General features: G+C 60.1%; 16 protein-coding genes. 6 read left to right on the forward strand and 10 right to left on the reverse strand.

All coding sequences use genetic code 11. From position 1 onward, the window contains the following. Positions 1 to 149 precede the first annotated feature (149 nt). Positions 150 to 1,775, forward strand: a complete 1,626-nt coding sequence (locus OC610_RS29840; RefSeq protein ID WP_198798126.1) for a methyl-accepting chemotaxis protein — start codon at positions 150 to 152, stop codon at positions 1,773 to 1,775. A gap of 194 nt (positions 1,776 to 1,969) precedes the next feature. Here OC610_RS29840 and OC610_RS10380 read toward each other — a convergent pair whose 3' ends face one another. The 5 genes from OC610_RS10380 to OC610_RS10400 all read right to left on the reverse strand — a co-directional run bounded on the left by OC610_RS10380 (position 1,970) and on the right by OC610_RS10400 (position 5,675). Then, positions 1,970 to 3,268 (reverse strand): NAD(P)/FAD-dependent oxidoreductase, encoded by a 1,299-nt coding sequence (locus OC610_RS10380; protein WP_264427711.1) that lies wholly within the window; start codon positions 3,266 to 3,268, stop codon positions 1,970 to 1,972. Between the two features lie 69 nt (positions 3,269 to 3,337). Continuing rightward, positions 3,338 to 3,511, reverse strand: coding sequence for a DUF3094 domain-containing protein (locus OC610_RS10385; protein WP_003205686.1), 174 nt, complete (start codon positions 3,509 to 3,511; stop codon positions 3,338 to 3,340). A 52-nt stretch (positions 3,512 to 3,563) separates the two neighbouring features. After that, entirely contained in the window at positions 3,564 to 4,091 is a 528-nt protein-coding gene (locus tag OC610_RS10390; protein ID WP_264427712.1) for an MOSC domain-containing protein, read from the reverse strand. Next, the gene (locus OC610_RS10395) at positions 4,088 to 4,714 is read right to left on the reverse strand and encodes a DUF1780 domain-containing protein (RefSeq protein ID WP_030140261.1); all 627 of its coding nucleotides are present in this window, start codon (positions 4,712 to 4,714) and stop codon (positions 4,088 to 4,090) included. Before OC610_RS10395 ends, OC610_RS10390 begins: the two co-directional genes overlap by 4 nt. Positions 4,715 to 4,781: 67 nt before the next feature. Beyond that, positions 4,782 to 5,675 (reverse strand): LysR substrate-binding domain-containing protein, encoded by an 894-nt coding sequence (locus OC610_RS10400; protein ID WP_264427713.1) that lies wholly within the window; start codon positions 5,673 to 5,675, stop codon positions 4,782 to 4,784. Positions 5,676 to 5,816: 141 nt separating this feature from the next. On the opposite strand from OC610_RS10400, the gene OC610_RS10405 reads away from it, so the two are divergent. The 3 genes from OC610_RS10405 to OC610_RS10415 all read left to right on the forward strand — a co-directional run bounded on the left by OC610_RS10405 (position 5,817) and on the right by OC610_RS10415 (position 7,266). Continuing rightward, positions 5,817 to 6,230 (forward strand): tautomerase family protein, encoded by a 414-nt coding sequence (locus OC610_RS10405; protein WP_264427714.1) that lies wholly within the window; start codon positions 5,817 to 5,819, stop codon positions 6,228 to 6,230. 70 nt (positions 6,231 to 6,300) lie between these two features. Then, entirely contained in the window at positions 6,301 to 6,987 is a 687-nt protein-coding gene (locus tag OC610_RS10410; protein WP_264427715.1) for an energy-coupling factor ABC transporter permease, read from the forward strand. Positions 6,988 to 7,050: 63 nt separating this feature from the next. Continuing rightward, positions 7,051 to 7,266 carry a hypothetical protein gene (locus OC610_RS10415; protein ID WP_264427716.1) on the forward strand — a complete coding sequence of 72 codons (216 nt, stop codon included), beginning with the start codon at positions 7,051 to 7,053 and terminating at the stop codon, positions 7,264 to 7,266. A gap of 174 nt (positions 7,267 to 7,440) precedes the next feature. On the opposite strand, the gene yacG is transcribed toward OC610_RS10415, so the two are convergent. The 5 genes from yacG to pilB are packed head-to-tail and all read right to left on the reverse strand — an operon-like array spanning position 7,441 to position 12,058. Then, positions 7,441 to 7,647 (reverse strand): DNA gyrase inhibitor YacG, encoded by a 207-nt coding sequence (gene yacG, locus OC610_RS10420; RefSeq protein ID WP_264427717.1) that lies wholly within the window; start codon positions 7,645 to 7,647, stop codon positions 7,441 to 7,443. Next, positions 7,644 to 8,267, reverse strand: coding sequence for a dephospho-CoA kinase (coaE, locus tag OC610_RS10425; RefSeq protein ID WP_264427718.1), 624 nt, complete (start codon positions 8,265 to 8,267; stop codon positions 7,644 to 7,646). The genes yacG and coaE overlap by 4 nt, the downstream gene beginning before the upstream one ends. Continuing rightward, positions 8,267 to 9,136 (reverse strand): prepilin peptidase, encoded by an 870-nt coding sequence (locus tag OC610_RS10430; protein ID WP_264427719.1) that lies wholly within the window; start codon positions 9,134 to 9,136, stop codon positions 8,267 to 8,269. The genes coaE and OC610_RS10430 overlap by 1 nt, the downstream gene beginning before the upstream one ends. A 1-nt stretch (position 9,137) precedes the next feature. Then, a complete protein-coding gene (locus tag OC610_RS10435) occupies positions 9,138 to 10,355 on the reverse strand; it encodes a type II secretion system F family protein (protein WP_264427720.1) in 1,218 nt (405 codons plus the stop codon). 2 nt (positions 10,356 to 10,357) lie between these two features. Then, a complete protein-coding gene (gene pilB / locus OC610_RS10440; protein ID WP_264427721.1) occupies positions 10,358 to 12,058 on the reverse strand; it encodes a type IV-A pilus assembly ATPase PilB in 1,701 nt (566 codons plus the stop codon). Between the two features lie 227 nt (positions 12,059 to 12,285). On the opposite strand from pilB, the gene OC610_RS10445 reads away from it, so the two are divergent. Both OC610_RS10445 and OC610_RS10450 read left to right on the forward strand, forming a co-directional pair. Beyond that, a complete protein-coding gene (locus tag OC610_RS10445; protein WP_264427722.1) occupies positions 12,286 to 12,696 on the forward strand; it encodes a pilin in 411 nt (136 codons plus the stop codon). A 318-nt stretch (positions 12,697 to 13,014) separates the two neighbouring features. Next, positions 13,015 to 13,368, forward strand: a complete 354-nt coding sequence (locus tag OC610_RS10450; protein WP_264427723.1) for a BON domain-containing protein — start codon at positions 13,015 to 13,017, stop codon at positions 13,366 to 13,368. The last annotated feature ends 209 nt before the right edge of the window (positions 13,369 to 13,577 follow it).

Genomic DNA, 13,577 nt, shown 5'->3' on the forward strand with positions numbered 1-13,577 from the left:
GAAAATCCTCGTATCGAAAGATACGGGGATTTTTTTTGCCTGCGAAAAATGCCGATGGCATCAAGTCGTCGTACAACCTGCCGATAACCCGCCGAGAGGGCATGGACCGACGCCCTTACTTTTGGCTAACAACAAGAAAGGCGCCCGTTATGTTTCTTCGTCAATTGAATATCGCACCCCGTGCCGCGCTGGGTTTTGCCTTGATCGCTCTGTTGGTGGCGTTGCTCGGGGTGTTTGCGTTGGGGCAGATGTCGAGCATTCGCGACAGTGAGGTCGCGGTGGAGACTCAATGGCTGCCGAGCATCCGCGGGGGTGATGAGATCCGTGAGTGGATGCTGCGGATCCGTACCATTTCCCTGCGCATGGCCCTGGATCAGGACCCGAAGAACGTTGCTGTGTACCGCGGACAAATGGATACGCGCGACAAGGAACTGAGCGAAAAAATCGCGGCGTACGAAAAGCTCGTTGTGACGCCTGAAGGCAAGGCCCTCTATGATCAGTTCAAGCAGACCTTTGCCGCTTACCGTGCCGGTATCGCGCAATCGTTCATCCTGGCGGAGCAGGGCCGTCGGGATGAACTGATCAAACTGTTGCTGGTGGACATGAAAACCGTGGTGGACGGTTCGGGCAAGCAGCTCAACGACCTTGCGGAGTTGTTCTCCAAGCAAGTGTCCATCGAGAGCCAGAAATCCCAGGAGCATTACGTCAATTCGCGAATGATCGTCAGCCTGTTCGTCGTGCTGGCAGCCCTGGCCACCGTTGTGCTGGCGATGTTGTTGACCCGCAGCATCGTCAAGCCTTTGGGCGAGGCGTTGAATGCGGCCGAGAACGTGGCGCGGGGCGACCTGACCCGGCCCATCGAGACCCATGGCAACGATGAAGTGAGCCGCTTGCTCAAGGCCCTGGCGACCATGCAACAGAACCTTCGGCAAACCTTGCAAAGCATCAGCGGCTCGGCAACACAATTGGCGACCGCTGCCGATGAGCTGAACGCTGTCACCCTCGACAGCACCCAGAGCCTGCAGCAGCAAAACAACGAAATCGAACAGGCCGCCACCGCCGTCACGGAAATGACCACCGCCGTGGAAGAAGTCGCGCGCAACGCCGTCTCCACCTCTGATGCCACCCGCCAATCCAGCGAATCGGCAACGTTGGGCCAGGAGCGGGTCAGCGACACCGTCGAGGCCATCAGCGCGCTGGCCAGTGACGTACAGGTGACCGGTGGCCTGGTGCAGTCGCTGGCGAGCCAGTCCCAGGACATCGGCAAGGTGCTGGATGTGATCCGGGCCATTGCCGAGCAAACCAACCTGTTGGCGCTCAACGCGGCCATCGAAGCGGCCCGGGCGGGGGAGAGCGGTCGTGGTTTTGCCGTGGTCGCGGACGAAGTGCGAGCGCTGGCTTATCGCACGCAGCAATCGACCCAGGAAATCGAGCAAATGGTCCAGGGCATGCGCAACGGCGCCACCCAGGCGCTGGATTCCATGCAGGCCAGCTCCAGCCGTGCGGCGAGCACATTGGCGATGGCGGAGCGGGCGGGCGAGGCATTGCAGACCATCACCGCGTCAGTGCACCAGATCCACGAGCGCAACCTGGTGATCGCCAGCGCCGCCGAGGAACAGGCGCAAGTGGCCCGCGAAGTGGATCGCAACCTGGTCAATATTCGTGATTTGTCCGTGCGTTCGGCCACTGGCGCGGACCAGACCAGCGCGTCCAGCCACGAGCTGTCGCAACTGGCGAATTCGCTGCGCACGATGGTGCAGCGGTTTCAGGTTTGATCGGTGGATAGATTGGACAGTGATTCTGCCCGAGATTAAGTATTGACCATGCCGCCCTCATCGCGAGCAAGCTCGCTCCCACAGGATGACCGCGATCAACTGTGGGAGCGAGCTTGCTCCGGGCGGCGTTCCGACGATGACGGTGGATCATCCAGCATCAATATTGCTGATCCGGCGCCATCGTCAGTAAGACCTCAGTGCAACTTCAACCGAGGCTCAGTCCCGCGCCCGATCTTGCTGCCCAGCATCAGCATCGCCGTGCGGAACATCCCGTACAGCGCCATCTGGTGCATGCGATACAGCGACACATAGAACATCCGCGCCAGCCAACCTTCGAGCATCACGCTACCGGTCAGGTTACCCATCAGGTTACCCACCGCCGAGAAGCGCGACAGCGAGATCAGCGAACCGTAGTCGGTGTATTTGTATTCCGGCAGGGCCTTGCCTTCGATCCGCAATTTCAGCGACTTCGCCAGCAGCGAGGCCTGCTGGTGCGCGGCCTGGGCGCGGGGTGGAACGTTACGGTCGCTGCCCGGTTGCGGGCAAGCGGCGCAGTCGCCGAAGGCAAAGATGTTCTCGTCGCGAGTGGTCTGTAGTGTCGGCAGCACTTGCAGTTGATTGATCCGGTTGGTCTCCAGCCCGTCGATTTCCTTGAGGAATTCCGGCGCGCGAATCCCGGCGGCCCAGACCTTCAGGCTGGCATCGATCACTTTGCCATCCGCCGTGATCAGGCTGTCGGCAGTCACTTGGCTGACGGCGGCGCTGGTCATGACGTTGACCCCGAGTTTTTCCAGGGTCTTGTGCACCGGTCCGCCGATACGCTCAGGCAACGCTGGCAAGACCCGTGGGCCCGCCTCGATCAGCGTGATGTGCATGTTTTCCGGCTTGATTCGGTCCAGGCCGTAGGCGTGCAACTCGTGGGCGGCGTTGTGCAGCTCGGCCGCGAGTTCGACGCCCGTCGCACCCGCCCCGACAATGGCGACGCTGATGCGCTCGACGACGTCGGTCTGCCCGGCATGGGCGCGCAGGTAGTGGTGGAGCAATTGCTGGTGAAAGCGCTCGGCCTGTTTGCGGGTATCGAGGAACAGGCAGTGCTGCGCCGCGCCTTCGGTGCCGAAATCGTTGGTGGTGCTGCCCACTGCAATCACCAGTGTGTCGTAGCCCAGCTCCCGGGCAGGCAGCAACTCCACGCCCGCTTCGTCGTAGGTGGCGGCGAGTTGGATGCGCTTGCGCTCACGGTCGAGACCGCTCATGCGCCCGAGCTGGAACTCGAAGTGGTTCCATTTCGCCTGGGCGACGTAGTTGAGTTCGTCTTCGGAGGAGTTCAGCGAGCCCGCTGCCACTTCGTGCAGCAACGGCTTCCAGATATGGGTCAGGTTCGCGTCGACCAGCATCACGCTGGCCGTGCCGCGCCTGCCCAGAGTCTTACCCAGGCGGGTAGCCAACTCCAGGCCGCCGGCGCCGCCGCCAACGATGACAATACGATGAGTCATGGGGATATCTCGCAAGGCTAAAGGAATTCGGTGCCGTTACCTGCGCGAGCGCCAGTGACAAAAAGCGGCTCATAGCGTCAGGTAACTGATCAGTCGGCTCAACAGGCCCAGGCCGATGGTCACGGCCAGTACCACCACCAGGAGCATCCACGGCCGGAAAGGCCGGCGCTCGACTCGGTGTTGGGACAGTTGCAGGTACTCTTCGACATGCTTCTGGTCTTCTGGGTTCAGGCGACTGGTCATAAAGGCCTCGTCAGGTAGACGTTGCGGGATGTGAAGACGTTACAGCGTCCGGCTATCCGGCGTTGAACGCCGCATAGCCGCTCGCCGGAACGGGTTCGACGATCAGGCTGTCGTCCAGGCGAATGATTCCACTTTTTAACACTCGGGCGGTGATTCCGCCATGGCCGCGTACTGCCTGGAATGTACCCTCGCCGAGGTTTCGCTCCAGCCGTGCGCAGGGCTGGCACCAGCCGGTGGTTTCGAAAATGGCCTGGCCGATGCGAAAGCGCCGGCCCTTGAGGCTGAACAGGTTGATCCCGCTGACCGCGATATTGCGCCGCAGCTCCTGCGGCAGCACCGGTTGATCCTCGGGACGGCCCATCAGCGAGCTGATCACGCCCAGGTGCTCCCACTGGATCAACGTCACCTGCCGCGCATTGCGCACGCCGGGGCGCGCATGGTCGCCAGTGAGACCGGCCTCCAGGCGCGCCTCCACGGCGTCCAGTTCGCTCATCGGCGCATGACCCTGGGGGCGCACCCCGATCCAGCGCACGCGGCCCTGTTGCGGCACAGCGGCGATCAGTTCCTGCAGGGGGCTCACAGGCTGATCCCGACATCGAAGACGATGCTGCGACCCAGGTTGCCCCGCAGGAAATCCGGCGCATCGGGATGGGCGAACAGTACGCGGGCGAAGGTTGGCCCCACCAGCGACAACGAGCGCCAGCCCTGGCGCAGGTATTCGGTCGGCGGTGGGAAGTGGCTGTTGAGGTCCAGCACTTCGCGCTTGAGACTGGCGAACGCAATGATATCCAGCTCCCCCAGGTCCATGCCGCGCTCGGTGTAGTTGTGGGCTTTCTTGCGCAGGGTCGGTGCCAGTCGCATCAGGAATTCGTTGGCGGGAATTCTTCGGGGCTTGGCCTCGCGACGCACCAGTTGGCTCAAGGAGAAGGCGCTGCGGCGACGCTGCAGTTCATCGCGCCATTCGTCATTGAGGCGACGGCCCTCGTCGAGCACAAAAAACACTTCGAAGTTGGCATCACGGAACAAGACGTCTGGCGGCTCCCCGGCCGGCGCGAACTCGTCGGCGCGATAGGGCACGTTCAACCCTTGCAGCAGGCGCTGGCAGACCCAACGCTCACGCTCCCATTTGCGGGCATTGGAGAGAAACGCGTTGGCCTGCTCGGCTGCGATCGTCAGCAGGCGTAAATAATCGGAATCATCCATGAGCCCAAGCTTAGCGTTCAAATGTGTTGATAAAAAATAAAGCGTGTCGCTGAGGGCAAATTTTCGCTCAGGCAGGGCCTGGCGGGCCGTCCTGTCCAGCCAGGCGCGCCAGCCAGGCGCAGAACAGCTCCAGTTTCTTGCTGTGTTGGGCACTTCGCTTCGCCAGGTAGACATAACGGCTCGGATAAAAGCCAAACGGTGCCACCAGACGGCCAAGGCGAATATCGTCGGCCACCAGATGCCAAGGGGCGACGCAAATCCCCAGGCCGGCAATTGCCGCTTCCAAAGTAAAGTAATAGTGCTCGTATTCCAGTCCAGTCAGGGGTGTGTTCCGGTAGCCAACCGCGTCGGCCCAGTTTGCCCAGGCGTCTGGGCGCGTTCGGGTATGCAACAGCGGATGACTGAAGATCGAGTTCAGATCGGTGAGTTGCAGGCGTGCGGCTAATGCCGGCGACAAAACGATGCCCAGCCGTTCAGGAAACAGCAGGACCGTATTTTCTGGTTCGCCAATGACATCCTGTTCGGCGGTGATCATCACGTCATAGCGATCCCGGCCTGGATCGGCCCCTGGGACCGGTGAGCTCAAGCGAATCTTGATATCCGGGTAAGTCGAATTGAAGTCGAACAGGCGAGGTATCAGCCACTTGGCGGTAAACGTGCTGAAGCAGGAAACGTCCAGGGTGCCTGTCGCGGTATCCCGGACCCGGCCCACCGCCGCGTCGATCTGGTCCAGCGCGGCGGTCAATTGAGGCAGGAGTTCTTTTCCGGCCGTGGTGAGCTGCGGCTTGTTCTTGGTCCCCTCGAACAGATCCACGCCAAGGCTCAGTTCCAACTGGCGTACCTGGCGACTCACGGCACCGGGCGTGACGGAAAGCTCTTCGGCAGCGGACGTCATTTTCCCGAGTCGAGCCGCAGCCTCGAAGGTGCGCAACGCATTCAATGGGGGGAGGCGACGTCTCATGAAGTGACTTTAACTCAAATACACCGACCGCATAAATCGTTATCGGCGAGCGTGAGGTTTGCGCAGAATCGCTGGGCTGCCGCTGGTCTGTCGACTGTTCAGGTTGCGGAGCATTCCAGAATCCAATTGAGAGCACCTCACATGCCGTTCGTTCGTACAGCTGTCATCAAGGGCACCAGCCAGCAACAGCGCCAACGCATCGTCGATGGCATACACCAGGCGTTGGTCGAAAGCATTGGTATGCCCCAGGATGAATTGTTCAACCTGGTGACGGACTATGATCCGCAACAGTTTTTCTACAGCCGAACTTTCAACGGTGTGGCCCGTTCAGACAATTTGATCGTGGTTGAGATTACGATGCGCAGGGGCCGCAGCGATGCGATGAAGCGCGACCTCTATAAAAACATCGCTGACAATCTCGCCGTTCAAGCCCAGGTTCGTCCGCAAGACGTGTTCATTTTCATGCATGAAAATGACTATTCGGATTGGTCGGTGGGCTTTGGTAAGTTTGCAATGGCACTGGTGCAACAGCCTGCAAGTATCGCGACTGAATAGCGAACGACCTGCGCGTTGAACCGGTGCTCGAATCCGCGCTGTACCGTGTTCACGTTTCGCAGGAGTAGCCATGATCGGTGCCGAATTGCTCTCACCGCAGACCCTGGCGGTCGGCTGGCTGGTTTACGTGCCGGTGCTGGCGTGGGCGGTGGCGCGGGCGCCGTGGGTCGAGCTGTTTACCGACAGCCGTCGCCAGCATTTGCTGTTTGGCACGGTGCTGGCGTTGTTCCTGTTATGGCTGGTACGGCGAGACTTCGACACGGGCGTCTCGTATCACTTCCTTGGCATGACGGCCGTCACCTTGCTGCTGGATTGGCCCCTGGCGATCCTCGGCGGACTGTGCGCGCAGCTCGCGCTGGTGCTGCTGGGCCGTCAGGACATGATGGCTGTCGGCATCAATGGCGTGCTGTTGATTCTCCTGCCGGTGCTGATCACTGAATGTTGCGCCGTCCTGGTGGAGCGTGCCCAGCCGCGCAATCTGTTTGTGTATATCTTCTGTTCCGGGTTTCTCGCCGCCGCGCTTTCGGCGCTGGGGTGCCTGCTGCTGGGGCTTGGCCTGCTCTGGTACGACGGCATCTTCGTCATGCCGTACTGGCCGGAAGATTTCGTCGGTTACCTCTGGCTGATCATTTTCCCGGAGGCTTTCATCAACGGCATGGTGGTCAGCGCGCTGGTGGTGTTCAGTCCCGAATGGCTGGAGACCTTCAACCGCACACGCTACCTGTCGGCACCCTGGAACGATGAAGACAAGCCTTGATTCACGTCAAGGCTGCACCGCCTGCCGCGCTTCATGCTCTGGAAAATTTCCAGGAGTGCAACCATGAGTGTTTATGAGTGGGCGAGGCAAGAAATCCGGCGCAGTCACGACGCGGCCATGGAGATCGGCTTTGACCCGGGCTTGAGCCTGCGGGCCTTGCTCAGCGCGATTGTGCAGCAGAGCAAGAGCGTACGCAGTGTCGACGATTTGGCCGATGAGTTGAGTTTCCTCGCGGAAAATCTCGACGACAGCCAGGATTACGGGTTCATGCGGCCTTAGGGGGTGAATGCTGCCCGATGACTCTGTGGCGAGGGGATTTATCCCCGTTGGGCTGCGTAGCAGCCCTGAAACCTGACACCGCAATGTTTCAGACTGACTGCATTTAGCTTTTTTGGGGCTGCTGCGCAGCCCAACGGGGATAAATCCCCTCGCCACAATGATCCAGGCCAGGCTTTAGTGATGCGAGCGGGGATTGAAGTCTTCGCTGAACAACTCATCCTCCGCATCCGGGGCCACTGGAATCTTGTGTTCTTCCGACGCCCAGGCGCCGAGGTCGATCAGCTTGCAGCGATCCGAACAGAACGGCCGGAATTTGCTTTCGGCGGTCCATTCGACCGGGGCGCCACAGGTTGGGCAATCAACGATTGGGGGTTGGCTCATGGTTGGCCTCCACGCAAGGTAAGGTAAAAGTGATGCAGGCGTTCGACCTCGCTGTGCAGCCAGGCGAGGTCGCGGTCGTTGACCACCACGTCGTCGGCATGGCTGAGGCGATCCTGGCGACTGGATTGGGCCTTGAGGATCGCCTGGACCTGCTGCTCGCTGGTCTGGTCGCGCTGCAAGGTGCGTTCGACCTGCAATTGTTCCGGTGCGTCGATCACCAGGATCCGCTGGGTCATGGCGTACTGCCCCGACTCGATCAATAGCGGTGACACCAGGATCGCATAGGACGATTTTGCCTGGGCGAGATGATGGGCGATCTCTTCGGCAATCAGCGGGTGCAGCAGTGCTTCCAGCCAGCGGCGCTCCTCGGCATTCTCGAAGATGAGCGTGCGCAGCGCGGCTCGATCCAGTGCGCCGCCTGTCTGCAGCACACCCGCGCCAAAGTGTTCGGCGATTTTTCCCAGCGCCGGGCGTCCGGGTTCGACGACCCAGCGCGCCGCATGGTCAGCGTCGATCACATGCACGCCCAGGTCGATGAAATGTTGGGCCGCCGCGCTCTTGCCGCTGCCGATGCCACCGGTCAGGCCGAGAATCCAGGGTTTTTCCGCAGAACTGTTCATTAAAAACCGACTGACTGCCAATAGAAGTCGGTTATTTGACCACCCCAGAGCAAGGCAATCCAGCCGGCAATGGCCAGATAGGGTCCGAAGGGGATCTGTGTCGATGTCGGTGCGTTGCGCAGGCGCAGCATGACGACGCCGACCACAGCGCCTACCAGCGACGACAGCAGCAGCGCCAGCGGCAGGATTTGCCAGCCGCCCCAGGCGCCCAGCATCGCCAACAGCTTGAAGTCGCCATAGCCCATGCCTTCCTTCCCGGTCAGCAACTTGAATACCCAGAACACCACCCACAGCACCAGGTAACCGGCGACCGCGCCCCATAACGCCTGGTTGAGAGAGACGAACAGCCCGAAGCTGTTGATGATCAAGCCCAGCCACAAAAGGGGCAGTACGAGGGAGTCGGGTAACAATTGATGCTCTGCGTCGATCAGGCTCATCGACAACAAGCCCCAGCTCAGCACCATCGCCATCGCCGCATGCCAGCCGAAGCCGAAATGCCAGGCGACGAACGCCGACAGGGCGCCACAGGCCAACTCAGTCAATGGGTAGCGCTTGCCAATGGGCGCAGCGCAACTGGAGCAGCGCCCGCGCAACGCCAGGTAGCTGAGCAGTGGAATATTTTCCCAGGCGCGGATGCGGTGGCCGCAGTGCGGGCACTGGGAATGGGGCAGCATCAGGTTGTAGACCGGGCCGGGAGCTTCGGCCGGCAGGCCGAGCAAGTCCTGGGCTTGTAGCCGCCATTCACGGTCAAGCATCTTCGGCAGGCGCCAAACCAGCACGTTGAGAAAACTGCCAATGATCAGCCCGAGCAGCAATGCCGTCAGCACGAACGCCAAGGGGTAAAGCACGAAGAATTCGCTCAAGGGCATGTCAGATCGCAGAGCCGAGTTGAAAGATGGGCATGTACATGGCAACCACCAGGCCACCGACGACGACCCCCAGGACCACCATGATGAAGGGTTCCATCAGGCTGGTGAGGTTGTCCACCAGATTATCCACCTCAGCTTCATAAAAACTCGCCACCTTGTCGAGCATGTCGTCCAGCGCGCCGGACTCTTCGCCAATGGCCGTCATCTGGATCGCCAGGTTCGGAAAAATACCGGAAGCGCGCATGGAAAAATTCAGTTGCATGCCGGTCGAGACGTCTTGTCGGATGCGTAGCACCGCCCGTTTGAATACCACATTGCCGGTAGCACCCGACACCGAATCGAGGGCTTCGACCAGCGGCACGCCAGCCGCAAAGGTCGTTGAGAGCGTACGTGCATAACGGGCCACGGCGGACTTGTACATCAGGGTGCCCACCAGGGGCAGCTTGAGCAGCCATTTGTCCCGCCAGTCACGAAACGCCTGGGAGCGCTTGAGCGCATGTTTGACACCGAAAAACGCACCGACCAAACCGCCAAGCAGCAGCCACCACCATTCCTGCATGAATTCCGACAGACCGATGACCATCAGCGTGAAAGCTGGCAATTTTGCGCCAAAACCTGCGAATACCGACTCGAACTGCGGCACGACCTTGATCAGCAGGATGCTTGTGACCACGGCTGCAACAGCTACCACGGCGGCGGGATAGGTCATGGCTTTCTTGATCTTGGCCTTGAGGGCTTCGCTTTTTTCCTTATAGGTCGCGACCCGGTCCAGCAGCGTATCGAGGGCACCGGCCTGCTCGCCGGCGTCTACCAGGTTGCAGTACAACTCATCGAAATACTGCGGGCATTTGCGCAACGCCGCAGCAAAGCTGTTACCGGCGGCGACCTCCTGTTTCACCTCGTCCACCAGCTTGCGCATGTTGGCGTTGTCGAAGCCTTCGCCGATGATGTCGAAGGCTTGCAGCAATGGCACGCCAGCCTTGAGCATCGTCGCCATCTGGCGCGTGAAGAGGGCGATGTCCAGCGGCTTGATGCGCTTGCCCCTGCTGAATATCGAGGTGGACTTCTTGCGCACCTTGCCTGGATTGATGCCCTGTTTGCGCAGTTGCGCCTTGATCAGCGCCGGGCTCTGGCCGGTCAGCTCGCCGGACATTTTCGTGCCTTTGCGGTCCTTGCCTTCCCACACGTAGACGTCGGTTCTTACTGCCTTGACCGCCATGTTCAATCCTTGGTGACCCGGTTGATTTCTTCGAGGCTGGTGATGCCTTGCATCACTTTGACCAGCCCCGACGTACGCAGGTCGTTGAAGCCGTCCTTGCGCATTTGCAGGTCGATTTCCAAGGAGTTGCCTTCGGCCATGATCAACCGCTGCAACTCGGGTGTGTTCTTGACCACTTCGTATACCCCCACGCGACCTTTGTAGCCGTTGTTGCACTGTTCGCAACCGACCGGCTCATAGATCGTGAATGCGCCGATGCGTTCCCGTGGGAAGCCTTCCTTGAGCAGGGTTTCCTCGGGAACCTCGATGGCTCTCTTGCAATGCGTGCACAATTTGCGCGCCAGGCGCTGGGCGATGATCAGGTGCACCGCCGTGGCGATGTTGAACCCGGGGATGCCCATGTTGTGCAGGCGCACCAGCGTTTCGGCGGCGCTGTTGGTATGCAGGGTGGACAGCACCAGGTGCCCGGTCTGCGCGGCCTTGATGGCGATTTCGGCGGTTTCCAGGTCGCGGATCTCGCCGACCATGATCACGTCCGGGTCCTGGCGCAGGAACGAGCGCAGGGCATGGGCGAAATCCAGGCCCTGGCGCGGGTTCACGTTGACCTGGTTGATGCCTTCCATGTTGATTTCCACCGGGTCTTCGGCGGTGGAGATATTGATATCCACGGTGTTGAGGATGTTCAAGCCGGTGTAGAGCGACACGGTCTTGCCCGAACCGGTCGGCCCGGTCACCAGGATCAGCCCCTGCGGCTGCTTGAGGGCGGCCATGTACAGGTCTTTCTGTTCCGGCTCGTAGCCAAGGGCGTCGATGCCCATTTGCGCACTGGAGGGGTCGAGGATCCGGATCACCACTTTTTCGCCCCAGAGCGTGGGCAGGGTGTTGACCCGGAAGTCGATGGACTTGGTTTTTGACAGGCGCATCTTCAGGCGACCGTCCTGGGGTTTGCGCCGCTCGGAAATGTCCAGGCTGGCCATGACTTTCAGGCGCGCGGAGATGCGGTTGGCCAGTTGAATGGGAGGCTTGGCGACTTCCCGCAGCATGCCGTCGGTGCGCACCCGGACCCGGTAGGTTTTTTCATACGGTTCGAAGTGCAAGTCGGAGGAGCCGCCCTTGATGGCGTCCAGCAGCATCTTGTTGACGAAGCGCACCACCGGCGCATCGTCGCCGTCCTGGCCGACGATGCTGTCCTGCTTGCGGTCGTCGATCGACTCGATGTCCAGGCCGTCGAGGTCGACGTCGGCCATGCCTTCCAGGCCCGTGCTGCTGGATTCGAAGAACTTTTCGATGGCGTCGCTGAGCTTGTCGTCTTCCACCAGGATGGCTTCGGTGGTCAGGCCGGTGCTGAACTGGATGTCATTGATGGCCTGATGATTGGTCGGGTCGGAAATGCCCACGTACAGCTTGTTGCCACGCCGCCACAGCGGCAGGGCATGATGCTGGCGCACCAGTTTTTCGCTGACCAGGCCAGTGGGCTGGCTGTCCTTGTCGAGGCTGTTGAGGTCCAGCAGCGCGATGCCAAAATGTTCCGAGGCGATTTCCGCCACCTGCCGGCTCTGGATCAGTTTGTTCAGCACCAGATAACTGACCAGGGGCGTGCGATTGCGCTGGGCCTGTTGATAAGCCTGCTGTGCGTTTTGTTCGGTGATCAATTCGGCCAGCACCAATTGCTTGGCCAAGCCGCTGAGGGTGATGTCATTCATGGGGATACCGGACGCGGTCTGTTCATGATTTATAGCCTAGTCAAGCATAGGCGCCTCACCAGCGGGCAGAGGTGACAAAAAGCGTCAGATAGTGCGGTTGTTGGGGTAGGAGGTTGCTCCAGTTAGGGCAGGGAAGGCCTTGGCTGGCTGGGCTTCTGCGGGTTGGCATGTGCCCTGCAGTGGCCGTTTCAGGTCATGAGATTTCGACTCATGCATGGGAGATGTCTATGAACAAGCAAAAGGGCTTTACGCTGATCGAGTTGCTGATCGTCGTGGCGATCATCGGGATCCTGGCGACGTTTGCGTTGCCGCAATATTCGAAGTATCAGGCGCGAGCGAAGGTGACGGCGGGGCTGGCGGAGGCCTCCGCGTTGCAGGTGCCCTTCGAGGACGTCATGAATCAGGGAACCGATCCGACATTGGCCAATATCGGCGGTACGTCGCCCACCACCAACTGTACGATGACCGCGTCCGGCGTTGCATCGACGGGTGTGGGCAGCATTGTCTGCACCGTCCTGAACGCTTCCGCGCCAATCCTGGGTAAGACGATCACCTTCAGTCGCTCGGCAACGGGCGTGTGGACTTGCACGTCTACGGCCGCTCAGGAATATCTGCCGAAAAATTGCACTGGGACCTGATGCTATTCACTCGACATAGCCCTCGACATAGCCCCGCTTAAAGCGGGGCTTTTACTGGATAGTGGCTGTGTGTTCATGACGTGCAAAGAGAAACATAATCAATTCAGCGGGTTAGCGAAACTCGGAAACCCGCAAGTTGCATGTCTAAAATGTCCATATCATGCAAATTGCATGATTCCGTGAATTACCGCTTCGCTTAACCTGCTGATTTTCATAGGAAAAACTGTTGTTTCAAAACTGGCACAGCCTTCGCACTACTCCTGACAACCTGCCGCGATGCACTTTCGGCAGTTTCTGAGAAAAACAGGAGTTACTCGTATGAAGAAGTTCGCTATCACTGCCGCTGCTGCCACTGCACTGACTCTGTCCATGGCTAGCGCTTTCGCCGAGACCACCCAAGCAACTCAGGCCCCGATGATGCTGGCTGCGGGCGAAGCGACAAAAGCCAAGGAAGAGGTTTCCGACACCTGGATCACCACCAAGGTCAAAGCTGACCTGGTGACCGAAAAAGGCATTCCAGGCTCCGACATCAAGGTTGAAACCAACAAGGGTGTTGTGTCGCTGTCCTCCACTGTTGCGGTAACCGACGCGCAGAAGACCACTGCCGTGGCTATCGCCAAGAAAATCAAAGGCGTCAAAGCCGTATCGGCTGATGGCCTGAAATCCGAATAAGGAAAGACTTCTCGCCTGGACGGGAGAAGGCGCGGCAAGCGGGCTGGGTTATACGTCTTCCGTCGCTTTGGAGTTCATGCGAAAGGCCACATGGACGTGGCCATTACAGGCCCTCGGCATTCGTGTCGGGGGCCTGTTCTATTGCGGGAGGAAATGTGAGCCAGTCAGGGAGACCGGGTTGCCCCTTTCGCGAGCAGGCTCGCTCCCAC

Origin of the sequence: Pseudomonas agronomica (assembly GCF_025917275.1) — a bacterium.
Classification (GTDB): Bacteria; Pseudomonadota; Gammaproteobacteria; order Pseudomonadales; family Pseudomonadaceae; genus Aquipseudomonas; species Aquipseudomonas agronomica.

What these genes read in the sequence shown, in the direction of transcription:
- OC610_RS29840 (WP_198798126.1), top strand. Translation starts at nt 150, where the DNA reads ATGTTTCTTCGTCAATTGAATATCGCACCCCGTGCCGCGCTGGGTTTT.
- OC610_RS10380 (WP_264427711.1), bottom strand. Translation starts at nt 3,268, where the DNA reads ATGACTCATCGTATTGTCATCGTTGGCGGCGGCGCCGGCGGCCTGGAG.
- OC610_RS10385 (WP_003205686.1), bottom strand. Translation starts at nt 3,511, where the DNA reads ATGACCAGTCGCCTGAACCCAGAAGACCAGAAGCATGTCGAAGAGTAC.
- OC610_RS10395 (WP_030140261.1), bottom strand. Translation starts at nt 4,714, where the DNA reads ATGGATGATTCCGATTATTTACGCCTGCTGACGATCGCAGCCGAGCAG.
- OC610_RS10400 (WP_264427713.1), bottom strand. Translation starts at nt 5,675, where the DNA reads ATGAGACGTCGCCTCCCCCCATTGAATGCGTTGCGCACCTTCGAGGCT.
- OC610_RS10405 (WP_264427714.1), top strand. Translation starts at nt 5,817, where the DNA reads ATGCCGTTCGTTCGTACAGCTGTCATCAAGGGCACCAGCCAGCAACAG.
- OC610_RS10410 (WP_264427715.1), top strand. Translation starts at nt 6,301, where the DNA reads ATGATCGGTGCCGAATTGCTCTCACCGCAGACCCTGGCGGTCGGCTGG.
- OC610_RS10415 (WP_264427716.1), top strand. Translation starts at nt 7,051, where the DNA reads ATGAGTGTTTATGAGTGGGCGAGGCAAGAAATCCGGCGCAGTCACGAC.
- yacG (WP_264427717.1), bottom strand. Translation starts at nt 7,647, where the DNA reads ATGAGCCAACCCCCAATCGTTGATTGCCCAACCTGTGGCGCCCCGGTC.
- coaE (WP_264427718.1), bottom strand. Translation starts at nt 8,267, where the DNA reads ATGAACAGTTCTGCGGAAAAACCCTGGATTCTCGGCCTGACCGGTGGC.
- OC610_RS10430 (WP_264427719.1), bottom strand. Translation starts at nt 9,136, where the DNA reads ATGCCCTTGAGCGAATTCTTCGTGCTTTACCCCTTGGCGTTCGTGCTG.
- OC610_RS10435 (WP_264427720.1), bottom strand. Translation starts at nt 10,355, where the DNA reads ATGGCGGTCAAGGCAGTAAGAACCGACGTCTACGTGTGGGAAGGCAAG.
- pilB (WP_264427721.1), bottom strand. Translation starts at nt 12,058, where the DNA reads ATGAATGACATCACCCTCAGCGGCTTGGCCAAGCAATTGGTGCTGGCC.
- OC610_RS10445 (WP_264427722.1), top strand. Translation starts at nt 12,286, where the DNA reads ATGAACAAGCAAAAGGGCTTTACGCTGATCGAGTTGCTGATCGTCGTG.
- OC610_RS10450 (WP_264427723.1), top strand. Translation starts at nt 13,015, where the DNA reads ATGAAGAAGTTCGCTATCACTGCCGCTGCTGCCACTGCACTGACTCTG.